The 21,415-nt window shown below is 70.4% G+C and carries 18 protein-coding genes, 1 tRNA gene, 1 pseudogene and 2 riboswitches; of the genes and pseudogenes, 15 read left to right on the top strand and 5 right to left on the bottom strand.

The genetic code is table 11. The features are described from left to right. The first annotated feature begins 23 nt into the window (after window positions 1-23). Window positions 24-719, top strand: a complete 696-nt coding sequence (locus ABT061_RS31640) for a gamma-glutamyl-gamma-aminobutyrate hydrolase family protein (protein ID WP_350924853.1) — start codon at window positions 24-26, stop codon at window positions 717-719. Window positions 720-758: 39 nt separating this feature from the next. Here ABT061_RS31640 and ABT061_RS31635 read toward each other — a convergent pair whose 3' ends face one another. Both ABT061_RS31635 and ABT061_RS31630 read right to left on the bottom strand, forming a co-directional pair. Further along, window positions 759-3,539, bottom strand: coding sequence for an FtsX-like permease family protein (locus ABT061_RS31635; RefSeq protein WP_350924851.1), 2,781 nt, complete (start codon window positions 3,537-3,539; stop codon window positions 759-761). After that, window positions 3,536-4,246 carry an ABC transporter ATP-binding protein gene (locus tag ABT061_RS31630; protein ID WP_350924849.1) on the bottom strand — a complete coding sequence of 237 codons (711 nt, stop codon included), beginning with the start codon at window positions 4,244-4,246 and terminating at the stop codon, window positions 3,536-3,538. Before ABT061_RS31630 ends, ABT061_RS31635 begins: the two co-directional genes overlap by 4 nt. Window positions 4,247-4,311: 65 nt before the next feature. On the opposite strand from ABT061_RS31630, the gene ABT061_RS31625 reads away from it, so the two are divergent. From ABT061_RS31625 to ABT061_RS31605, 5 genes are all read left to right on the top strand, one after another. Further along, on the top strand, window positions 4,312-4,899 hold the full coding sequence (locus ABT061_RS31625) for a helix-turn-helix transcriptional regulator (RefSeq protein WP_350924847.1): 588 nt from the start codon (window positions 4,312-4,314) through the stop codon (window positions 4,897-4,899). Between the two features lie 70 nt (window positions 4,900-4,969). After that, window positions 4,970-5,068, top strand: a riboswitch (glycine riboswitch). A gap of 2 nt (window positions 5,069-5,070) precedes the next feature. Then, window positions 5,071-5,155: riboswitch (glycine riboswitch) on the top strand. Between the two features lie 40 nt (window positions 5,156-5,195). Further along, entirely contained in the window at window positions 5,196-6,287 is a 1,092-nt protein-coding gene (gene gcvT, locus ABT061_RS31620) for a glycine cleavage system aminomethyltransferase GcvT (protein WP_350924845.1), read from the top strand. Continuing rightward, window positions 6,284-6,673 (top strand): glycine cleavage system protein GcvH, encoded by a 390-nt coding sequence (gcvH, locus tag ABT061_RS31615; protein ID WP_350924843.1) that lies wholly within the window; start codon window positions 6,284-6,286, stop codon window positions 6,671-6,673. The genes gcvT and gcvH overlap by 4 nt, the downstream gene beginning before the upstream one ends. A gap of 70 nt (window positions 6,674-6,743) precedes the next feature. Beyond that, window positions 6,744-8,120: an L-serine ammonia-lyase gene (locus ABT061_RS31610; protein WP_350924841.1), complete on the top strand. Its 1,377-nt coding sequence runs from the start codon at window positions 6,744-6,746 to the stop codon at window positions 8,118-8,120. Between the two features lie 137 nt (window positions 8,121-8,257). Beyond that, window positions 8,258-10,051 (top strand): hypothetical protein, encoded by a 1,794-nt coding sequence (locus ABT061_RS31605; protein WP_350924839.1) that lies wholly within the window; start codon window positions 8,258-8,260, stop codon window positions 10,049-10,051. Between the two features lie 224 nt (window positions 10,052-10,275). On the opposite strand, the gene ABT061_RS31600 is transcribed toward ABT061_RS31605, so the two are convergent. Next, window positions 10,276-10,914 (bottom strand): DUF6286 domain-containing protein, encoded by a 639-nt coding sequence (locus ABT061_RS31600; RefSeq protein ID WP_350924836.1) that lies wholly within the window; start codon window positions 10,912-10,914, stop codon window positions 10,276-10,278. 149 nt (window positions 10,915-11,063) lie between these two features. On the opposite strand from ABT061_RS31600, the gene ABT061_RS31595 reads away from it, so the two are divergent. Further along, window positions 11,064-12,257, top strand: a complete 1,194-nt coding sequence (locus ABT061_RS31595; protein WP_350924834.1) for an amino acid deaminase/aldolase — start codon at window positions 11,064-11,066, stop codon at window positions 12,255-12,257. 138 nt (window positions 12,258-12,395) lie between these two features. Here the strand turns inward: ABT061_RS31595 and ABT061_RS31590 are convergent, their stop codons facing one another. Both ABT061_RS31590 and ABT061_RS31585 read right to left on the bottom strand, forming a co-directional pair. Beyond that, on the bottom strand, window positions 12,396-12,872 hold the full coding sequence (locus ABT061_RS31590) for a hypothetical protein (RefSeq protein WP_350924832.1): 477 nt from the start codon (window positions 12,870-12,872) through the stop codon (window positions 12,396-12,398). A gap of 90 nt (window positions 12,873-12,962) precedes the next feature. After that, a complete protein-coding gene (locus ABT061_RS31585; RefSeq protein ID WP_350924830.1) occupies window positions 12,963-13,295 on the bottom strand; it encodes a DUF3618 domain-containing protein in 333 nt (110 codons plus the stop codon). Window positions 13,296-13,406: 111 nt separating this feature from the next. Here ABT061_RS31585 and bcp point away from each other — a divergent pair, with 111 nt between their 5' ends. The 8 genes and pseudogenes from bcp (at window position 13,407) to ABT061_RS31545 (ending at window position 21,217) form a co-directional block, all read left to right on the top strand. Next, a complete protein-coding gene (gene bcp / locus ABT061_RS31580) occupies window positions 13,407-13,871 on the top strand; it encodes a thioredoxin-dependent thiol peroxidase (RefSeq protein ID WP_350924828.1) in 465 nt (154 codons plus the stop codon). A 104-nt stretch (window positions 13,872-13,975) separates the two neighbouring features. Continuing rightward, a pseudogene (locus tag ABT061_RS31575) lies at window positions 13,976-14,383 on the top strand (HNH endonuclease signature motif containing protein); the annotation flags it as partial. 28 nt (window positions 14,384-14,411) lie between these two features. Then, window positions 14,412-14,484: transfer RNA gene (locus ABT061_RS31570), tRNA-Leu, on the top strand. Between the two features lie 671 nt (window positions 14,485-15,155). Beyond that, entirely contained in the window at window positions 15,156-16,355 is a 1,200-nt protein-coding gene (locus ABT061_RS31565; RefSeq protein WP_350924826.1) for a sensor histidine kinase, read from the top strand. A gap of 106 nt (window positions 16,356-16,461) precedes the next feature. Continuing rightward, complete coding sequence (locus ABT061_RS31560; RefSeq protein ID WP_350924897.1) at window positions 16,462-17,127, top strand: response regulator; 666 nt, start codon at window positions 16,462-16,464, stop codon at window positions 17,125-17,127. Window positions 17,128-17,136: 9 nt separating this feature from the next. Further along, window positions 17,137-17,691 carry a DUF1707 SHOCT-like domain-containing protein gene (locus ABT061_RS31555; RefSeq protein ID WP_350924824.1) on the top strand — a complete coding sequence of 185 codons (555 nt, stop codon included), beginning with the start codon at window positions 17,137-17,139 and terminating at the stop codon, window positions 17,689-17,691. Between the two features lie 240 nt (window positions 17,692-17,931). Beyond that, window positions 17,932-18,705, top strand: a complete 774-nt coding sequence (locus ABT061_RS31550; protein WP_350924822.1) for an ABC transporter ATP-binding protein — start codon at window positions 17,932-17,934, stop codon at window positions 18,703-18,705. A gap of 1 nt (window position 18,706) precedes the next feature. Next, window positions 18,707-21,217, top strand: a complete 2,511-nt coding sequence (locus ABT061_RS31545; protein ID WP_350924819.1) for an ABC transporter permease — start codon at window positions 18,707-18,709, stop codon at window positions 21,215-21,217. Window positions 21,218-21,415: the final 198 nt, after the last annotated feature.

The raw sequence follows: 21,415 nt of genomic DNA, 5'->3' as shown, positions 1-21,415 counted from the left end.
GGCGTCCGCGTGAGAAAGAGATCATGTCCCGTCCCGTCATCGGCATCACCTGCTACGTCGAGCCCGCGAGGTTCACCGTCTGGGAGACGACCACCGCGCTGCTGCCGTACGACTACGTCGACCACGTGGCCCGCGCGGGCGGGCAGCCGGTGATCCTGCCGCCCGCGGGCGACCCCGCGACGCTCGTGCAGCGCCTGGACGGGCTGATCCTGGCCGGCGGCGGGGACGTCGGCCCGGAGCGGTACGGGCAGGAGCCGCACGAGCGGACCGGCTACGTCCGGCCGTTCCGCGACGACGCCGAACTGGGACTGGTCCGGGCGACGCTGGAGCGGGACCTGCCCTTCCTCGGCATCTGCAGGGGCATGCAGATCCTGAACGTCGCCCTCGGCGGCGGCCTCCACCAGCACCTGCCCGACGTGGTGGGCCACCAGGGGCACGCCCCGGCCCCCGGCAGCTACGGCAGGATGCCGGTGCGGCTCGCTCCCGGCAGCCTGACCTCGAAGGTCTTCGGGACCGAGACCGTGGAGGTGGCCCACTACCACCACCAGGCCGTTGACCTGCTCGCCGAGGGCCTGACCGTGACCGCCCACGCCGAGGACGGCACGGTGGAGGCCGTGGAGGTGGAGGATCATCCGTTCGCCCTCGCCGTCCAGTGGCATCCCGAGACCGACGACGAGCCGGCCCTGTTCGAGGCGCTGGTCCGGCACGCCCGCTCCTGAGCGGCCCGCTCACCGTGGGGCGGAGCACCGGAGCCGGGCTCATTCCCGCGTGAGGATCAGGGCCAGCGGGAGCCGCTGCACCAGCAGGGCGGGAACAGCGGAGGCCAGGGCCGCGAGCGTGACGGCCACCACCGCTGCGACCGCCGCTCCCACGACCACCGCACTCGGCAGGTCGCCCGCCAGCGCGAACGCGGCCGTCACCCCGCCCAGGACCCCGGCGAGGGCGCCGAGCAGGCCGATACCGGCCCCCTCCAGGACGATCAGCCGGGCCAGCGAGCCCTCCGACCAACCCGAGGCGCGCAGCGCGGCCAGTTCGGTGTCGCGCTCCCGTACCCCCAGGTAGAGCACATCGGCCACGGCCAGCACCGCCAGCCCGAACATCACCGCGACAGCCGCGTAGTCGGCCGAGCGGGCCTGCACCACTATGGCGTCGCCGAGCAGCGAGCCCACCACCCGGCCGCGGAAGCCGTAGGTGACGCCGAGCAGCACCGTCAGCCCGAAGACCGCGGCCGCGAGCGTCGCCGCGCCCAGCAGGGTCCGCCCGGGGGACCTGGTCAACCCGCTCACCGCGAGCCCGGCCACCCCGCGCGGCGAGCGCGCCCTGCGCGGCAGCCGCACGGCTGGCCGCACCGCCTCCGCGGGCGGCACCCGCGAGGCCTGCCAGGCAGGGAGCAGGCCCGCCGACAGCGCCAGCATCACCGCCGCCGGGACCGCCAGCCACGCCCGCTGCCCCGGCGGCGCGACCCCCGACCACAGGGCGACAGGCCAGGCCAGCGCGACGGACAGCAGGCCCGCCAGCAGGCCGATGGCGCCGACCTCACAGAGCACGGTCCCGAACAGTTTCGGCCGCGACCAGCCCAGGCAGGCCAGCACGCCGAGCTCGGACCTCCTGGCCCGCACGGTCGCCGCCGCACCGTTGAGCACGAACAACCCGCAGACGGCCAGGACCAGTACGAACAGCACGAGCGACTTGCGGTCGGCGGCGTTCAGGATCCGGTAGGCGACGTTCTTGTTCACCCAGTCCTCCCGGAGGGTCAGCGCGGGACGCCCGAAGGACCCGGCGGGCAGGTCCACCGTCATCGGCGACGGCGACGAGCCGACCGTGATGTCCACCTTCAGTCCGGTGGCCGCCACGATGTCCCTGGCCACCTGACTGATCCGCTCCCGGCTGACCGGGTCGGGCCCGGTGACACCGTCGACCCGCACCCGTATGACGCTCAGCGGCGCCCGCGCCGCGGGCCGCCCCTCGGTCCTCTCCGCGATCTCCTCCAGCCACTGCAGGCTGGTGAGGAGCAGGGGCGGCGTCTGGAGGTATCCGGCGACGTTGTCGTTGGGCAGCAGAGCCCGGCCGCCGAGGAGCGCGGCGGTCCGGCCGTCGCCCGGCGTGGCGACCGGTGGGTTGTAGGTCTCCATGGGGAGCCGGGTCAGCTCGCTGAAACCGGGCAGCCTGGCCGGGTCGAACCGTCCGACGACGCGGGACTTGAGGTCCCCGGTGTAGCGTCTGGAGATCGCCCTGCGGTTCAGCGTGCGGAACTGGGTGTCGGATGCCCCGACCGTCGCACCCGGGAAGTCCTTGGCCACGCCCGCCACCCCCGAGAACCACGGATCCTTCCAGACACCGGACCCGTTCCGCACCGGGAGCGCGGCGAGCTCACGCGCTCCCCGCTGCCGGTACTCGACGGGCCCGGATGCCCAGTACCTCGTCAACGGCACGTAGTGCCCGTCCGACAGGTCCGACCACCGGTCGAGCATCGACTCGTAGACCTGTCCGGCGTCGAGGGTGAGACGCCTGACCTCCTCGCCCCGGTTCGCGGCGAGATAGGGCAGAAGCCTCTTGGCCGGCACACCCTCGGTGACCTTCTCGGCCGCCTCGGCGGGCAGCCGCCGGATCACGACCTCGTCCCGCTGGTCCGCGTAGGGCACCGAGGCCGCGATCAGCGGGATCTCGTTGGGATCGTCCCTGGCCGCCTTCGCCGTGAGGTAACGTCCCTCGACCATCGCCCCCGCCAACCCGGCCAGTCGGGCCTCGGCATCCGGGTCGACGGCCGCGAGCACGAACGGGAACTCCTGGTAGAGCGGCACGCCCGCCTGGCCGGGCTTCAATCCGTTCCAGAAGTATCCGCCACCGTCGCCCAGACCGGTCCGCGTGGACCAGTAGCCGCGGTCGGGGAGCATCCGCTCGGAGGGGAACGGGCTGGTCCTCGCCGGGTCCTGCGACCAGCCGAGCGAGGTCGCCAACCGGACCCGCCGGCCGCCGGGCAGTTCCTCCTCGGCCGCCTCGACGAACTCGCCCCCGTCCGCGACCTCTGTGAAGTCGAGCGTGACGGGGCGGCGGGTGACGTACTCGTATTGGGGCTGCAGGAACGGGATCCGGGTGAGGCCCCGGTCGGTGACCCGGGTGCGCTCCACGCGCAGCATCGTGCGGTCGCCCTCGTGCAGCAGGTCCGTCACGTCGACCCTGACACCTGCCGTGTGCACGACATGACCGATCATGCCGATCGGGGCGGCGACCTCGACGCCGTTGACCCGCTTGATCCGCTCGTACTGGTCGAAGGTGATCCCCCCGAAGATGCCCGACAGGTAGTTGGCGCGGACCAGCCCCTGCGACCGCTCGATGGCGGTGGCCGAGTTCTCCGGGCGGACCAGGATGTCGTACTGCGCCCGGAAGTTCTCCCCGACGGTGCCAATGATCTCCAGACGCTGGGTCTCGGCGGTGCCGGTCAGCACGGTGAACCCGGTGGCCGCGACCACGATGCCGAGCAGGAGCACCAGTGCCCGGACGAGCCGGTGGCGAAGCTGGGCCCAGACCAGGCGGGTCATCCGAGCCGCCCGATCCGGCCGAGCACGTCCTGGGCGGGCGTCACCCGGTCGTCGCCGGTGATCCGGCCGTCACGCATCCGAACCACCCGATCGCACGCCGCCGCCACCTCGGGGTTGTGGGTGGCGACCAGCATGGTCATGCCGTACTCCTCCCGCAGGGAGAACAGCAGGTCCACGATCTCCTGGCCGGTGACGCTGTCGAGGTTGCCGGTGGGCTCGTCCGCCAGGAGCAGAGGCGGATGGGCGATCAGCGCCCGGGCGATCGCCACCCGCTGCTGCTGCCCGCCGGAGAGCTCGCCGGGCAGCGCCCGTTCCCGGTCGGCCAGCCCGACCGCGGCCAGCAGTTCCCTGGCGCGGGCCCGACGGTCGAAGCCCACCCTGCGCGGCAGCACGGGGGCGAGCACGTTGTCCAGCAGGCTCAGCGCCGGGAGCAGGTGGAAGCGCTGGAAGACGAAGCCCACCGCGCGCCGGTGCCGGTCGAGACCCCGGCGCCCGAGATCGTCGACGCGCTTCCCTCCGACGTGGATCTCGCCCCCGTCGGGGAGATCCATCGCACCGACAAGATGGAGGAGCGTGGACTTGCCCGCTCCCGAGGGCCCGGTGAACGCGACCGCCTGACCTGCCTCGACCTCCAGGCCGACCTCGTCGAGTGCCCTGGTGGAGCCGTGGACGCGGCTGACGCCTCGCAGGCTGACTTCAACGCTCATGACCGATACATTGTCACAATGTACGAGGGTCCGTGAAGTTCCTATCTTGTGACAATGTAGGAATCATGCCACTTAGCCATGCCGTGCTCACCCTGCTGGCCGACGGGCCCAGCCACGGCTACGAACTCAAGGCCCGGTTCGAGGCGGCGGTCGGCCCCCAGTGGGGCGGCCTCAACATCGGGCACCTGTACCAGATCCTGGACCGGCTGGTCAGGGACGGCCACGTGACCCGCAGCCACGTGACCCAGAGCGACCGCCCGGACAAGACGCTGTACCGGCTGACCGAGAGCGGCGCCGGTGAGCTGCGGGAGTGGGCGGGCGCTCCCTGGGTCCGCTCGTCGGGGTTCCGGGACGAACTGTTCCTCAAGCTGCTCGCGGCCACCCGGCTGGGCACGGACGCGCTCGGCTCGTTCGTGTCCGCTCAGCGCCAGGCCTACCTCTCGGACCTGGCGGCGCTGACACGCCTGCGCCGCGAACAGGACGACCCTCTGGTGTCCCTGCTCATCGACGCGGCCATCGCGCACACCAGAGCCGACCTGCAGATCGTCGACGGCGCCGAGGAGCGCCTGGCGGCGATGGCCACCGCCTGCGCGGACGTGCACACCGTAAGGCCCGAGGACGATGATCTCCGGGCACTGGGCGAGGGGGCCTGATCCCGGCCGGCAGGCGCGAGGGGATTTCGCTCGGCCGGTGCGGGCGGTTAGGCTGGCCTGCGACACCGATGAACCCCGCGCGGGAGAGTGTCCTGACATCCAGGCCAGGACCCCTGAAGGAGCAAGCCCTCCCCGCGAACCTCTCAAGGCAAAGGACCGTGCGGGTAGGTGCCTCTGGAAAGCAGGTCCCACGACCTCGCCGAAGGTGAAAGTCCGGTAAAACCCGGATGAAACTCTCAGGCACCAATGACAGAGGGGGAGGATGATCTCATCTGTCCCTTGTCTGAGGTGCGAACATGTCCCGACCTACGCCGCTGCGCGGCGTGCACGAGTCCCTCGGCGCGACGCTGACCGACTTCGCGGGCTGGCTGATGCCGCTCCGCTACGGCAGCGAGTCCGCCGAGCACAACGCGGTCCGCCAGGCGGCCGGCCTGTTCGACCTCTCCCACATGGGTGAGATCTTCGTGACCGGCCCGCAGGCCGCCGAGGCACTCGACTACGCGCTGGTCGGCCACCTCTCCGCGCTGGCGCCCGGCCGCGCCCGCTACACGATGATCGTCGACGCCGGGGGCGGCGTGCTGGACGACCTGATCGTCTACCGGCTGGCCCCCGAAGAGTTCATGGTCGTCGCCAACGCCTCCAACTACCCCCGGGTGGCCGCCGAGCTGACCGAGCGCGCCAAGGACTTCGACGCCGCGGTGCGGGACCGCTCCGAGGAGTACGCGCTGGTCGCCGTCCAGGGGCCGCGCTCGGTGGAGATCCTGAGCACTCTCACCGACGCCGACCTGGACGGGCTCGGGTACTACGCGGGCCTGCCCGCCGTGGTGGCCGGACACGAGGTCCTCGTCGCCCGCACCGGATACACCGGCGAGGACGGCTTCGAGCTGTTCGTCGCGGCCTCGGCGGCGGAACCCCTCTGGACCGCCCTCACCGAGGCGGGCGCGCCGCACGGGCTGGTCCCCGCCGGCCTGTCCGCGCGCGACACCCTCCGCCTGGAGGCGGGCATGCCGCTCTACGGCAACGAACTCTCCGCGGACCTCACTCCGTTCGACGCCGGGCTCGGCCGTGTGGTGAGGTTTGACAAGCCGGGCGACTTCGTCGGCCGGGCCGCCCTCGAACCGCTCAGGGACGTCCCGCCGGCCCGTCGTCTGGTCGGCCTGGTCGCGAGCGGCCGCAGGGTGCCCCGGCACGGGTATCCGGTGGTGGTCGCCGATGACGGCACGGTCGCCGGGGAGGTCACCAGCGGGGCGCCCTCCCAGACACTGGGCAGGCCCATCGCCATGGCCTACGTGGACAGCGGCCTGTCGTCAGGGCTGGCCGTCGACATCCGGGGCAGCCGCGAGCCGGTCGAGGTCGTCGAACTGCCTTTCTACAGGAGGAAAAAATGAGCAGCATTCCCGAGGACCTGCACTACACCAAGGAACACGAGTGGATCAGCGGCGTCGACGACGGCCTGACCCTCACCGTGGGCATCACCGCCTACGCCGCCGAGGCGCTGGGCGACGTGGTCTACGTGCAGGTACCCGAGGTCGGCGCGTCGATCGCCACCGGTGACGCCGTCGGCGAGGTCGAGTCGACCAAGTCGGTGAGTGACATCTTCGCACCGGTCACCGGCGAGGTCGTGGAGGTCAACCAGGCGGTCGTGGACGACCCCTCGCTGGTCAACAGCGACTCCTACGGCGACGGCTGGCTGTTCCGGGTACGTCTTGAGGGCTCCGCCGACGACCTGCTGTCGCCGGAGGAGTACACCGCGCTCACCTCGGGTGAGTCATAAGTTCGACGCCTCGCGTCGCGGTCACGCGCGTCCCCGGGCGCGCGTGACCGTCCACGCTGGAAGGATTCAGATGACGATCAGTGTCTTCGATCTCTTCAAGATCGGAATCGGCCCGTCCAGCTCGCACACCGGCGGCCCGATGGCCGCCGCCCACAAGTTCGCCCGGGGCCTGCACCGGGACGGGCTGCTGGAGAAGACCGCGCGGGTGAGCGCCATCCTGTACGGCTCGCTCGGGCTGACCGGCAAGGGCCACGGCAGCGACAAGGCGGTGCTGCTCGGCCTGTCGGGCGAGAAACCCGAGCTGGTCGACGTCGACACGGTCGACGAGCGGCTGGCCGCCATGCGCGCCTCGGGCACCGTCCGCCTGTACGGCTCCCACGAGATCCCCTTCGTCATCGGCGAGGACCTCGTCTTCGAACGCAAGATCTCGCTCCCCCACCACCCCAACGGCATGCGCTTCACCGCCCTGTCGGAGTCCGGCGAGACGCTGCGCGAGAAGGTCTACTACTCGGTGGGCGGCGGCTTCGTCGTCGATGAGAACGCCACCGGCGCCGACCGGATCAAACCCGACGACACGGTCCTGCCGCACCCCTTCACCACGGCCGCGGAGCTGCTCGCCCAGTGCGCGGAGACCGGGCTGTCGATCTCCGGGCTGATGCTGGAGAACGAGCGGGCGTTCGGCCGCACCGAGGCCGAGATCCGCGCCCAGCTGCTCGTCCTGTGGCAGGTCATGAGCGAGTGCGTGCGACGGGGCATCGGCAAGGAGGGCGTGCTGCCCGGCGGCCTGAAGGTCCGCCGCCGCGCCCACCAGCTCCACCGGCAGCTGCGGAGCGAGCCGGGAGAGAAGGACTCGCTGCAGACGATGGACTGGGTCTCGCTGTTCGCCCTCGCGGTCAACGAGGAGAACGCCGCCGGCGGCCGGATCGTCACCGCGCCCACCAACGGCGCCGCGGGCATCATCCCCGCCGTGCTCACCTACTACGACCGCTTCGTCCGCGAATCCGATGACGAGGGGGTGATCCGCTTCCTGCTGACCGCGGGGGCGATCGGCGTGCTGTTCAAGGAGAACGCCTCCATCTCCGGGGCCGAGGTGGGCTGCCAGGGTGAGGTCGGCTCCGCCTGCTCGATGGCCGCCGCCGGGCTCACCGAGGTGATGGGCGGCACCCCCGAGCAGGTCGAGAACGCCGCCGAGATCGGCATCGAGCACAACCTGGGGCTGACCTGCGACCCGATCGGCGGCCTGGTGCAGATCCCGTGCATCGAGCGCAACGCCGTCGCCTCGATCAAGGCCATCGCCGCGGCCAGGATCGCGCTGCGCGGCGACGGCCGCCACTTCGTCTCGCTGGACAAGGCCATCAAGACGATGCGCGACACCGGCCGCGACATGCTCGACAAGTACAAGGAGACCAGCCGCGGCGGGCTCGCGGTGAACGTCATCGAGTGCTGAACGCCTCCCCGGATCCGCGCTTCAGATGAGGAACGCCGCATAGAACTCGATCGCCACCAAATTTCGCATCACGTATAGTCCCCTCCCGTCCCGCGCCTATGCTGGGTGGCCATGTCCGCGGGACTCGGGAGGTCGTGGTGGTAACGGGAACGCACCCGGCGAACCGTGCCTCGCGGGTGCTCCGTTTCTTCGGGGCACACTGGCTCTTCATCGCCGCCCTGCTGGCCGGCGGCTGCCTGCGCGCCCTGGCCGTGCTCGGCTACCGGCCCGCCCTGTGGTTCTGGGCCGACTCCTTCGTCTACCTGAACGCCGGGCTCGACCCTCGCCCCCTGGAGTCCCGTCCCGCGGGCTACTCGCTGTTCCTGTGGATCCTCAAGCCGCTGGCCAGCGTCCAGGCCGTGGTCGTCGTCCAGCACCTGCTCGGGCTGGCCGTGGCGCTCTGCGTCTACCTGCTGCTGCGCAGGCTGGGCCGCCTGCCGGGATGGGGCGCGACGCTCGCCGCGCTGCCGGTGCTGCTGGACGCCCACCAGATCCAGCTCGAACACCTCGTCATGGCGGACCTGCTCTTCCAGTTCCTGGCGGTGCTGGCGGTCACCCTGCTGCTGTGGCGGCAACGCCCGGCCGCCTGGGTCGCGGCGCTGGCCGGCCTGCTGCTGGCCGCCGCGACGGTCACCCGGACCATCGGGCTGCCGCTGATCGCCGTGGCGCTGGTCTGCCTGGTGATCCGCCGGGCCGGGTGGCGGGCGGTCGTCTCCGCGACCCTGACCGCCGCCATCGGCCTGGGCTCGTACGCCGCCTGGTTCGAATCCGAGCACGGCAGCTACGCGCTGACCCGGGGCAGCACCTTCCTGTGGGCGCGGACGATGACCTTCGCCGACTGCGCCAGGATCCAGCCGACCGGCCCCGAGGCGGCCCTGTGCCCCGTCGAACCGGTGGGACAGCGCGCGGCGCCGCCGGTCTACATCTGGGACGGCGCCTCACCGCTGAACAAGGTCAAGGGCAGCTGGGCCGAGCGCGACGCGCTCGCCGGCGCCTTCGCCACCCAGGCCATCAAGGCCCAGCCGCTGGACTTCCTGCGGGCGGGCCTCGACGACGCGGTCCACATCTTCGACTGGACCCGGCGCGTCTACCCGACCCCCGGACCGCAGAGCGCCTACGTCTTCCCCGACACGCTGCGCCCCTTCCCCACCGGGGCCGCCTCGCAGGGGAAGACCGCCGAGCAGCTGACCGTGGCCTACCAGGGCGCCTCGGGAGCGCCGACGATGGCCGAGCCGTACGCGGGCTGGTTGCGCGGCTACCAGGAGTACGGCTTCGTGCGCGGCCCGTTCCTCGCGGTGATCTGCCTGGTCGGCCTGGTCGGCGTGCTGATGCGGCTGCGGCGGCTCGGCGGCGCGGTGCTGCTGCCCTGGGCCGCGGGGACCATGCTGCTGATCCTGCCGCCCTTCATCGCGGCCTTCGACCACCGCTACGTGGTGCCCGCGCTCCCGCTGGTCTGCCTGGCCGCCGGACTGGCCTTCGGCGTCCGGCACCAGGAGAGCGCCCCCGAGGAACCGGCGAAGGAGGAACCGGACTTCGAACCGGACTCCGAACCGGACTACGCCAGGACCGTCGAGCGGCCGGTGTACGCGAGCCCCGTCGCGGAGCCGGCGTACGACAGGTCAGCGGCGGCGGACGTGCAGACGAACCATCGCGCCGAGTTCTACCTCCCCGAGAGCCCGTCTGACCTTCCCCACCGCGTCCTTGTTCAGCCGCGCCACGAGCCTGCCGACATCGGTCCCCGGCGCGCAGCCCACACTGATTCGCAACCGCTCGTGCCTTACGTACCTGACCCGAATCCGGACGAGCCCTTCGACTTCTTTAAGGGCAACAGCGAGCATGGCGGTCCCCGTTCCGGTCCGCCTGCCCCACCGTCCCCAGCCCAGGGCGTGTAGCAGCCACCGCACCGCCAGCAGCGCGAGCACCACCAGCAGCAGCGCGACCAGCCAGCCCAGCCACGGATGCGCGGCCAGCCAGCCGGGGAACCCCCCGCGCACGAGCCTGGCCCCGGGCGGCTGACCGGGCAGGTCGCCACGTCCCCGCAGGAAGGCGTAGAGACCGGCGCAGACCAGTACCGCGCCGGTGACGGCCAGGCCGATCCGGTTGCCGAGATACGGTCTCATCTGACCCTCCGCCTGCGCAGCCGCACCACGACGTCGCCCGCGCACATCGCGCCCAGGCCCGCCATCCGGTCGCCCACCGCCGCGCCCACCCCGCGCAGCACCGGCCCGGTCCGCTCGGCCTCGGTGAACACGGTGACCTCGACGATCCGCGACGCGAGCCGGACCCGTGCCCCGCTCACCTCCTCCACCGACGCCGCCGCCTCCCCCAGCGTGCGGCAGAGCCCGGACCTGGTGATCCCGATCACCATGTGCGGGTCTCCCGACTCCAGCGGCACCAGCCTGGGTCGTCCCGGCAGGGCCGCGAGCCCGAGCATCAGCAGGCCCGCCGCCATGGCGAGCACCGCCATGGCGAACACGACGGGGTCCGACCAGCTCCACGAGCCGGCCCCGTTGACGAGCCGCCGGTAGGGCATTCGCGCGACGGGCGACTCCATCAGCAGGCCCACGGTCACCGAGGCCGAGACCGACAGCACGACGGACGCCACCAGCGCCGCCGGCACGCCCGCCGGGGTCCTCCCCGGCCGGAGCAGCCGCACCGACCTGCGGCGGACGTCCTGAAACTGCTCGGCCGCCCTGCCTCCCGCGCTCCCGGTGCTCCCCGAGCCCGCCAGGACGTCCTGGAGAGTAGTCGTCATTCGGTCAGGTGTACGCGTTCCGGCGGGGTCGAGGCCGGGATCAACCGCCCTCTTGCGCGATCTTGGGCCCCTCCTGGCGGGAGCATTGAGCACCTCTCCAGCAACATGAACAGTACTCATATTCTTTCGAGCCGGGTTATCCTGCGAACATGGACGACCTCCAGCGCTACAACCGGGCCACCGCACACCTGGATCCCCCCTTCGCCGTCCTCGACCTGCCCGCCCTGCGCGCCAACGCCGAGGGAATGCTCCACCGGGCTCACGGCAAGCCGATCAGGGTCGCGAGCAAGTCCATCAGGTCCCGGGCCGTGCTCGAACGGATCCTCGCCATGGACGGCTTCACCGGGATCATGGCCTTCACCCTCCCCGAAGCCCTCTGGCTGGTCTCCACCGGAATGCGGAACGTGCTCGTCGCCTACCCCACGGTGGACCGCGCCGCGCTCGCCGAACTGGCCGCCGAACCGCTCGCCGCACGGGAAATCACCATCATGGTGGACCGGATCGACCACCTCGACCTCGTCGACTCCGCCGTCGCCGGCGTCCACGACCGCCAGGAGATCCGGGTCTGCCTCGACATCGACGCGGGCTACCTCGCCTTCGGCGGCCGGTTCCGGGCGGGCGTCCGCCGCTCCCCCATCCGCGAGAGCGACCAGGCCGCCGACCTGGCCACCCAGATCGCCAAACGCCCCGGATTCCGCCTCGTGGGCGTGATGGCGTACGAGGCGCAGATCGCCGGGGTCGGCGACGACCCTCCCGGCAAGCCCGCCCTCACCCGGGCCATCCGCCTGATGCAGACCCGGTCCCAGCGCGAGCTGATCACCCGCAGGGGCCGGATCGTCCAGGCCGTCCGCCAGATCACCGACCTGGAGTTCGTCAACGGCGGCGGCACCGGCAGCATCGAGAAGACCGCCAGGGAAAGAGCCATCACCGAGATCGCCGCCGGCTCCGGCTTCTTCCACCCCCGCCTGTTCGACTTCTACCGGGGCTTCGGCGGCCACCCCGCCGCCCTCTTCGCCCTGCCCGTCGTACGCCGCCCCGCACCCGGCGTCGTCACGGTCCTCGGCGGCGGCTACCCGGCCTCCGGCGCCCCCGGCGCCGACCGCCTGCCCCAGCCCTACCTGCCGTGCGGGCTGCGATACGACCCCAACGAGGGAGCCGGCGAGGTCCAGACCCCCCTGGTCGGACAGGCCGCCGAGGACCTGCGCACCGGCGACCGGGTCTGGTTCAGGCACGCCAAGGCCGGCGAGCTCTGCGAGCGCTTCGCCGGCCTGTACCTGATCGACGGGGACAGGGTCGTGGACGAGGTCCCCACCTACCGGGGCGAGGGCCGCACCTTCCTCTGACCCGCCACCCGTGCACGCGGAGCGGGCACCTCGCCCACCGGCGGGTGCCCGCTCGTGTCTCATCCCCCACCCTCCGGCCCCGGCAGCCCGCGCCGCCCGCGCCCGGAGAGGCCCCCGTACGGGGCTCAGCGGAAACCTCTAGAAGCCCAGGTCGAGCTCGTACCACCTGCTGCACTTGTAGGTGGACCAACCCCGGTAGCTGATCTGGCAGGTCTTCACCCGCACCTCGCTGACGTCGTGCGCCGTGACGCGGAAGTACTTGGTGTCGTCATAGCCGCACTGCTTCACCCGCTTGATGACATTCCAGTCCTCGTCATCGGACGAGGCGGCCTGCACCTCGAAGTAGGCACACCGCCCGCCCCGCGCCAGCGAACGCCGGTCACCGTCGTACAGCCCGCCCCGCAGCACGAACGTGTTCTCGTCCTCGTCGTCGCCCTCGACCGAGTATTCGGCCTCGACCGTGGCCAGCCCGTTCCTGGACTCCTGGTCGAAGCTGTCGTCGAAGTCACGTGCGGCCGACGCCGGCGCCGCCGCCGCGAAGGCGGCCGGAGCCACCGTCAGCATGAGACCGGTGGTCGCCGCCACCGCGACCACAGCGCGAATGATGCTTTTCACGGATTTACCCTCCCTTTTCCCTGCTCGCAATATTCCGCGAGCAAGGAAAAGGGCACATGAGTAAACCCCTACTCAATTCGGGGCCGCCGATCACCGGCGACGGCGCCGCCACAACATGATCACCGCACTGACCGCCAGCACCGCACCCACGCCGATCAGGATCGGCGCCAGCTCAGGCCGATCGTCCGCCCACAGGTCCTCAGGCTCGCCCTCGGCCCTGACCGGCCTCGGCCCCGCCACACCGCCCACCAGATCACCCACCTGGGCGACAAAATGCTCGGCATTCGCCCTGACCTTCGCCACGCCACGCTCCGCGACCCGCTTGGGGCTCACCCGGTCCGCGATGGCGTCCACCGTCTGGGCCAACTCCGCGCGCGTGCGCTCGATCTGCCGCTCCAACTCCGCGGGATCGGTGTCCGCCATGGCTCTCCTCCCCTACTCCTTGACATCGATCAGTCTGTCAGGTCCGGCCTACCCACGGCACTTCGGACAGGCCGGTAAGTTGACCTGGGAACCATTCCTCGGAGGGACATCATGAAACTCGAGCCGGGCGACGCCGCCCCGGACTTCACGCTTCCGGCCGCCGACGGCACCACCGTGTCGCTTGAGCAGTACCGCGGCAGGCGCGTCATCCTCTACTTCTACCCCGCCGCGATGACCCCGGGCTGCACCAAACAGGCCTGCGACTTCCGCGACAGCCTGGCCTCGCTCGGCTCGGCCGGCCTCGCCGTGCTCGGCGTCTCGAAGGACACCCCCGCCAAGCTCGCCAAGTTCGTCGAGCGCGACGCCCTGACCTTCCCGCTCCTGTCCGACCCCGCACTGGAGGTCCACAAGGCCTACGACGCCTACGGGGAGAAGATGATGTACGGCAAGACGACGGTCGGGGTCATCCGCTCCACCTTTGTCATCGACGCCGACGGCAAGATCGAGAAAGCTCTCTACAACGTGAAGGCGACCGGCCACGTGGCCCGGCTCCGCCGCGAACTCGGCGTCGATTAAATCCCTTTTTTAGCCATTTATCATGACATGGGCACGCGTCGAGAATTGTCATACCCGTTACCTAGACTTGACGCGTGCCCGTCAAATACAAATACACCCCCGAAATGCTGGCGGAGGCCGCAGCCGACTCCCTCAGCATCGCCGATGTCCTCCGCCGCCTCGGCATCACCATCGCGGGCGGCAATTACACCCACATCAGCCGCCAGCTGAAGCGCTTCGGAATCGACACGTCGCACTTTCGCAGGGTCTCCCCCAACAGAGGGAAGCCCTCACCACGACGCAGTCGCCCGGAACAGGTTCTCGCCATGCGGCCGGAGGGCAGCCCTCGCCCGAACCCCGGGCAGCTCAGGCGCAGCCTGATCGAGATCGGGATGCCATACCGCTGCGCGGGCTGTAGGATCGAGGGCGCCTGGCAAGGTCAGGCATTGACACTGCACGTTGACCATATCAATGGCAACTGGCTGGACAACAGAAAAGAAAACCTGCGCTTTCTCTGCCCCAATTGCCATTCACAGACAGAGAATTTCGCAGGCAAGAACAGGGGTCGTAGCCCAACGGCAGAGGCCACGGTTTTAGGTACCGTCCAGAGCGGGTTCGAATCCCGTCGACCCCACAAAACAATTCAAAGCCAATCGGCCGACATGAAGTCGATAGACACCAGCATAACAATATCGGCCCAGGATTCATTCTTCATAGAATATTGCCGGACCGAAAGACGATTCGCGTCGAGATCTGCGGTCATTCGCAGAGCCATTCAATTAATGCGCGAATCCGTCCTCGCGGAAGACCGTGCCGCCGCGTCCGGTGTGGCGGGTGAGGCCGGGGATGCACGTTCGGGTGGCTTCGCCGTGGGAGACGGCTTCGGTGAGTCACCCGCGTGAGCTCCGGTCGACCGCTCGTGGGACCGGCGTCGCCCGGAACGGCACGATGTCCACCGCTGGACGGGAAAAACCCTGTGGATCCGCGCGTCGGGTGAGATCACCGAAGCATCCGAGCGGGCGCGGAGCGGTATCCGGTGTGGCGGCTCTATCCGGTGTGGCAGGGGAAACGGGGGAAAACGTCAGGTCGCGCGGCGTGGTCTAAATGCCGCGCGACCCAGCGTCGTTGTGATTGATCACCACAAACTGTCTCCCTTTACACACCCCGGAGGGCGCTCCCATAAACCATGGTGCCGCAGGGGCCGTAAAGGCCCTGTAAGTCTCGCCGGATGTGCGACCTGGGTCGTACATCGGGCTCCACCTTCCGGGGGAAGGGCGGTGATCTGCGTATACGTATCGTGGTGGTGTGTTCGGCAGACTACGCGCCTGGGGCAGGCGCCATCCCGGGATTACGGACGCGCTGTGGCTGAGCCCGTTCCTGCTGCTCTCCGTGCTCAATGTCTGGCCCCTCGGGACGGGTGACCTGGAGACATGGGGGGCGGCGAGGCTCGAGCTCTGGGGGTTCGCGGGGCTGTGGCTGCTGCTGTTCGTGCCCCTGTTCTGGATGCGGCAGCGTCCCGTCACGGTCTTCGTGATCATCTCGCTGACCTGTTTCCTGCAGTGGCTGCTCGGTGTGCAGCCCTTGTTCTTCAATGTCTCGGTGCTCGTCGCCATGTACGGGGTGGCGTCGCGCCGTCCGTTGCGCTGGGCGGTCGGTGCGGGCCTGGTGGTGGAGTTGGGGTTGGCGCTGGCACTCGCGCGCCCGGGGCTGGAACTCGACCTGGACACCTTTGCATCGGCCTCGGCGTTCGTGGCCGCGATCTGGATCGCGGGGATCTACGCGAACACCCGTCGCCGCTATCTGGAGGGGTTGGAGGAGCGGGCCGAGCGGGCCGAGCGGGAGCGTGATCAGCAGGCCCGGTTGGCGGCGGCGGCGGAGCGGGCTCGGATCGCCCGTGAGCTGCACGATGTGGTCGCGCACAACGTGAGCGTGATGATCGTTCAGGCCGACGGCGCGGGTTATGCGATCGAGCATGATTCGGAGCAGGCGCGTCAGGCGATGCGGGCGGTCTCGGCCACGGGGCGCAGGGCGCTGGCGGAGATGCGGCGGATGGTGGGGGTGTTGCGGGCCGACGGGGTGCAGGAGGAGTACGCTCCGCAGCCGGGCCTGTCGCAGCTGGACGATCTGGTGGCGCGGGTGCGCGGGTCCGGGCTGCCGGTGGAGCTGCGGGTGTCCGGTGTTCCTCTGGAGCTTCCTGAGGGGGAGCAGTTGACCGTCTATCGGATCGTGCAGGAGGCGCTCACCAATACTCTCAAGCACGGCGGTCCGGAGAGCAGGGCCGTGGTGGAGATGGAGTACGGCGTGCGGGAGTTGCTGTTGCGGGTGACCGACGACGGTCGTGGTGCCGCGGCGCCGCAGCGTGAGGGCGGGCACGGCCTGGTCGGCATGCGGGAGCGGGTCGCGCTGTTCGGTGGGAGTGTGGAGGCGAGGCCCGGTCCCGGCGGCGGTTTCCGGGTGGTGGCACGACTGCCGATCGGTGAGGCCGGGACGGGTCGGGCGGCTTGAGAGTGGGTGTCCGGGTCGGGTGTGGTGGCGATCGGGTGCGTTCGGTGGAGAACGGCCGGGTGTGTCCCGTGGAGAGCAGGACGGGTGTGGAGCGGTGAGCGACCGGGTGATTCGGGTGATGCTGGTCGACGATCAGGAGTTGCTGCGTACCGGGTTCCGGATGGTGCTCGGTGCCCATCCCGGTATCGAGGTCGTCGCGGAGGCGGGCAATGGGGCCGCCGCGGTGGAGGCGGTGCGGGCGGTCGAGGTCGACGTGGTGCTGATGGATGTGCGGATGCCGGTCATGGACGGGGTGGAGGCGACGCGGTTGATCTGTTCGATGGCCGGGGGGCCTCGGGTGCTGATCCTGACCACGTTCGATCTGGACGAGTACGCGTTCGCGGCGTTGAAAGCGGGGGCGTCGGGGTTCCTGCTGAAGGATGTGCCGCCCGCCGATCTGGTGAGTGCGATCCATTCGGTGCACAGCGGGGACGCGGTGGTGGCGCCGAGCACGACGCGGCGGTTGCTGGATCGGTTCGCGGTGCATCTTCCCTCGGCGGGGGTGGCCGAGCTGGCCGCGCTGTCGGGGTTGACGGCGCGGGAGCGTGAGGTGCTGGTGCTGGTGGCGAGGGGGTTGTCGAACATGGAGATCGCCGGTCGGCTGGAGTTGGCGGAGGCGACGGTCAAGACGCATCTGGGCCGGGTGCTGGCCAAGCTGGGCCTGCGGGATCGGGCACAGGTCGTTGTGTATGCCTATGAATCCGGGCTCGTAACTCCACATTCGGCCGACTAGCATCGTCACATGACGGATCTCAACGGTCGGCTCCGCGCATCGCATGCCGACCGTGACGCGGTCATTGAGCGGCTACGCGTGGCCGCGGGAGACGGGCGGCTCACGCTGGAGGAGCTGGAGGAGCGGATCGAGCAGGCGCAGTCCGCCAGGACGTACGACGACCTGAGGGCACTGACCTCGGATCTGCCGGGAGACTCGTCGCCTGCCGTACCGGGTGTCAGCGGGGTTCTGGAGCTGCGGACGAAGCACGGATTGGCGCAGCGGACGGGTCACTGGGTGGTGCCCGCGCACATCGTGGCGAGTTGCGCTTCGGGCAGGGTGAAGATCGACTTCACCGGGGCGGTGTGCTCGCACCGTGAGGTGCTGCTGGAGGTGACCTGCGGGATGGGTGAGATCCGGGTGATCGTGCCGCGCGGGTGGACCGTGTGGGTCGACACGCTGGCGACGAACATGGGCACGATCAGCAACAAGGCCACCGATCCGGGCCTTCCGGACGCGCCGACGCTGCGCGTCACCGGCAAGGTCGGCCTGGGCAGCTTCAAGATCAGATACCCGCGGAAGTAACCGTCAACGGAAACGACCTCCGGCGTGGGCGGGCCCCGATGGAAGTGAGCTCGGGCACGCGTGAGGCCCCGGTCGTCTCGGCCGAATGGCCGAGGTCGTACTACGACAAAGGTGGCGCATGTCCCCCTCTGGGCGCCCTTCACCGCACCGCAGGTCAGGCCTAAAGCCTGATGGATCCCACCTTCCCCACCAATAGCGTTTGGTGCGTCATAACGCCATACGTTGTTGAGGAGAACTGCCGTGACCATCACCGGAGAGGTCGGCGCGTGGGGCGCGCGTGGAAAAGGCGCGGAGCCGGCCGTGACGGCCAGGGGTCTCACGAAGGTGTACGGCCGGGGGGACACCGCCGTGCACGCGTTGCGCGGCGTGGACGTCTCGTTCTCGTCCGGCGCCTTCACCGCGATCATGGGGCCCTCGGGGTCGGGTAAGTCCACGCTGATGCACTGTCTGGCCGGGCTGGACACGGTGAGCGGCGGGCAGGTGCGCATCGGGGACGTGGAGCTCACCGGTCTCAACGACAGGCAGCTCACCCTGCTCCGCCGCGAGCGGATCGGCTTCGTCTTCCAGGCGTTCAACCTGCTGCCGACGCTGACCGCCGAGCAGAACATCCGGCTCCCGCTGGAGATCGCCGGGCGGCTGGCCGACCCGGAGCTGTTCGACCTGGTCGTGGCGACCGTGGGGCTGCGCGACCGGCTGGGGCACAAGCCCGCCGAGCTGTCCGGCGGCCAGCAGCAGCGGGTCGCGGTCGCCCGCGCCCTGATCAGCGGGCCGCAGGTCATCTTCGCCGACGAGCCCACCGGCAACCTGGACTCGCGGAGCGGTGCCGAGGTGCTGTCGTTCCTGCGTACGTCGGTGCGTGAGCTCGACCAGACGATCGTGATGGTCACCCATGACCCGGTGGCGGCCTCCTACGCCGACCGGGTGGTCTTCCTCCGTGACGGCCTGCTGGTCAGTGAGCTGGTGGGGCCGACGCCGCAGTCGGTGCTGGACACGCTGATGAAGCTGGAGGCGTGAGGTGCTGAGGACGACGCTGGCCGGGTTGCGCGCGCACCGGCTGCGCCTGATGCTGACGTCGCTGGCGATCGCGCTGGGGGTGGGCTTCATCGCGGGGACGTTCGTACTGACCGACACCATCGAGGCGGGTTTCACCCAGAAGTTCGCGGCGGCGGCCGACCGGATCGACGTCGCGGTGCTCCCGCTGCCGGACAAGGGCGGTGAGGCACCGGTCGTCTCCGAGGCGACCCTGGAGAGGATCCGCGCCACGGAAGGTGTCGCCGACGCCCAAGGGCTGGTGCGGGGCACGTCCGCCCTGATCGGCAAGGACGGCAAGGCGGCCGGTGACTATCCCACGGTGGGGATCTCCCTGCCCGAGGGCGCGCTGAACCGTACCTCGATCGTCAGCGGCGCGGCGCCGAGGACCGCGAAGGAGGCGGTGCTCGACGAGGGTACGGCCAGGACTCGTGGTTTCAAGGTCGGCGACACCATCGCGGTGCTCGACTCGGAGAACGTCAGGCACGAGTTCACCCTGGTGGGCCTGTTCGACATCGGCCTGGACCAGGAGATCGGGTACAGCGGCGCGGTCGGCTACACCACCGGCACGGCCAGGAAGATGACCGGGCAGCAGGGGTTCCGGGAGGTCGACGTCGCCGCCGCCGAGGGTGTCTCCCAGGAGACGCTGCGTGCCTCGGTCGCGGCGGTCGTGGGGGCGGGTCACCAGGTCAAGACCGGTGAGCGGTACGCGGCGGACCTGGCCAAGGCCAACGGTGCCAGCAGCGAGTTCCTCACCCTGGGTCTGCTGCTGTTCGGCGTGGTGGCGATGTTCGTGGCCGCGCTGGTCATCTACAACACCTTCAACATCCTGGTGGCCCAGCGGACCCGTGAGATGGCGCTGCTGCGCTGTATCGGGGCGACGCGCGGGCAGGTCTTCGGCTCGATCGTGCTGGAGTCGGCGGTGGTCGGCCTGCTGTCGTCGGTGCTGGGCCTGCTGCTCGGCTACGGGATGGGGGCGGGGGCGCTGGCCGTGCTCACCGCGGTCGGCGCGCCGCTGCCGTCGGTCGCGGCCTCCCTGACGCCTCGTACGATCGTCCTGGGTCTGGTCATCGGCCTGACCGTCACGGTCGGCGCGGCGCTGTTGCCCGCCAGGTCGGCGACGCGGGTGGCGCCGATCGCGGCGCTGCGCTCGCAGGCCGAGGAGCAGACCTTCAGGGCCGGCCTGGTACGGATGATCTTCGCGGCGCTCTTCCTGGTCTCGGGCGCGGGGATCACCGCGGCGGGAATGGCCATGAAGCCCGGCGAGACCGCGCTCGTCGTGGTCATGGCCGGCTGCTCGCTCATCTTCCTGGCGGTGCTGACCCTCGGCCCGGTGATCGTGAAGCCGCTGTCCGCCTTCGCGGGCTGGGTTCCGGCCAGGCTCTTCGGGGTGCCGGGCAGGCTGGCCGTGGACAACTCCCGGCGTAACCCGAAGCGGTCGGCGACCACCACGGTGGCGCTCACCGTGGGCGTGACGCTGATGACCGTCATCTCCGTCCTCACCGGCACCATCCGGGTGACCTACGCCCATCAGCTCGACGAGCAGTTCCCGATCGACTACCTGGTGCAGAGCCAGGATCGCAGTTCGGAGCTGCCCCGGGCGATCGCCGAGGACCTGCGGACCAGGCCGGAGCTGACCGCGGTCGTCGCGTTCCGGTCAAGCACCGCCAGGCTCGCGACCGGGGACGAGAAATACGAGGTGGGCACGTTCACCCCGGCTCCGGGTTTCGTCCCGAAGCTGGACGCGGGCTCGGTCGGCCGGCTCGTGCCGGGTACGGCGCTGGTCGCCGACCACGTCGCCGAGCGGCTCAAGGTCGGGGTCGGTGACCGGGTCACCGTGCGGACGGCGAAGGCGGGTGCGGTCGAGCTGTCGATCGTGGGCGTCTCCAACCGGGAGTCGGGTCTTTCCAGCGTGACGGTGCCGGAGCGGGAGTTCGACCGCTACTTCGGCGAGGTGGGCGACAGCCGGGTGATCGTCAACCGCTCCGACGGCGTGGATCCCGACCGGGCGCTGCTGGCCGTCGAGGCGGCGACGCGGCCGTACCCGACGGCGAAGGTCGCCAGCTCGACGGAGGTACGGGGCGAGTTCGACGAGGCACTCGACATGATGCTGATGATCATCACGGGGCTGCTCGGCCTGGCGGTGCTCATCTCCCTGCTGGGCATCGCCAACACGCTCTCGTTGTCGGTCCACGAGCGCACCCGCGAGTCGGCGCTACTGCGGGCGCTCGGCCTGACCAGGCCCCAGCTACGGCGGATGCTCTCGGTCGAGGCGCTGGTCCTGGGGCTCATCGGCGCGCTGGTCGGCGTGGTGCTGGGCATCGGGTTCGGCTGGGCCGCCGCGCGGACGATGACCGAGAACGTCATCTTCCAGCTGCCGGTGCCGCAGATCCTGTCGTTCGTGGCGCTGTCCGGCCTGGCCGGGGTGCTCGCCGCGGTCCTGCCCGCCCGGCGCGCGGCCCGCGCCTCGGTGGTGGGTTCGCTCGCGAGCGGCTGAGCGCGGCCGGGCGCCCCGGGCCGGATGAACCGAACCGAACACTCCCTCATCCGGCCCGGCGTGGCAGGACGGGGTGAGCCCGGAGCGCTACCGGGCAGCCTGAGCCGGATGAACCGAACCGAACACTCCCTCATCCGGCCCGGCGTGGCAGGACGGGGTGAGCCCGGAGCGCTACCGGGCAGCCTGAGCCGGATGAAC

It is taken from the genome of Streptosporangium sp. NPDC002544 (genome assembly GCF_040295965.1).
GTDB lineage: Bacteria > Actinomycetota > Actinomycetes > Streptosporangiales > Streptosporangiaceae > Streptosporangium.
Note: the sequence above shows the minus strand (reverse complement) of the source record. Positions and strands in the feature narration are given on the sequence as shown.

Bases quoted from the DNA above. Each gene is read 5' to 3' on its own strand.
- ABT061_RS31640 (WP_350924853.1), top strand. From the start codon at position 24: ATGTCCCGTCCCGTCATCGGCATCACCTGCTACGTCGAGCCCGCGAGG.
- ABT061_RS31635 (WP_350924851.1), bottom strand. From the start codon at position 3,539: ATGACCCGCCTGGTCTGGGCCCAGCTTCGCCACCGGCTCGTCCGGGCA.
- ABT061_RS31630 (WP_350924849.1), bottom strand. From the start codon at position 4,246: ATGAGCGTTGAAGTCAGCCTGCGAGGCGTCAGCCGCGTCCACGGCTCC.
- ABT061_RS31625 (WP_350924847.1), top strand. From the start codon at position 4,312: ATGCCACTTAGCCATGCCGTGCTCACCCTGCTGGCCGACGGGCCCAGC.
- gcvT (WP_350924845.1), top strand. From the start codon at position 5,196: ATGTCCCGACCTACGCCGCTGCGCGGCGTGCACGAGTCCCTCGGCGCG.
- gcvH (WP_350924843.1), top strand. From the start codon at position 6,284: ATGAGCAGCATTCCCGAGGACCTGCACTACACCAAGGAACACGAGTGG.
- ABT061_RS31610 (WP_350924841.1), top strand. From the start codon at position 6,744: ATGACGATCAGTGTCTTCGATCTCTTCAAGATCGGAATCGGCCCGTCC.
- ABT061_RS31600 (WP_350924836.1), bottom strand. From the start codon at position 10,914: ATGACGACTACTCTCCAGGACGTCCTGGCGGGCTCGGGGAGCACCGGG.
- ABT061_RS31595 (WP_350924834.1), top strand. From the start codon at position 11,064: ATGGACGACCTCCAGCGCTACAACCGGGCCACCGCACACCTGGATCCC.
- ABT061_RS31585 (WP_350924830.1), bottom strand. From the start codon at position 13,295: ATGGCGGACACCGATCCCGCGGAGTTGGAGCGGCAGATCGAGCGCACG.
- bcp (WP_350924828.1), top strand. From the start codon at position 13,407: ATGAAACTCGAGCCGGGCGACGCCGCCCCGGACTTCACGCTTCCGGCC.
- ABT061_RS31555 (WP_350924824.1), top strand. From the start codon at position 17,137: ATGACGGATCTCAACGGTCGGCTCCGCGCATCGCATGCCGACCGTGAC.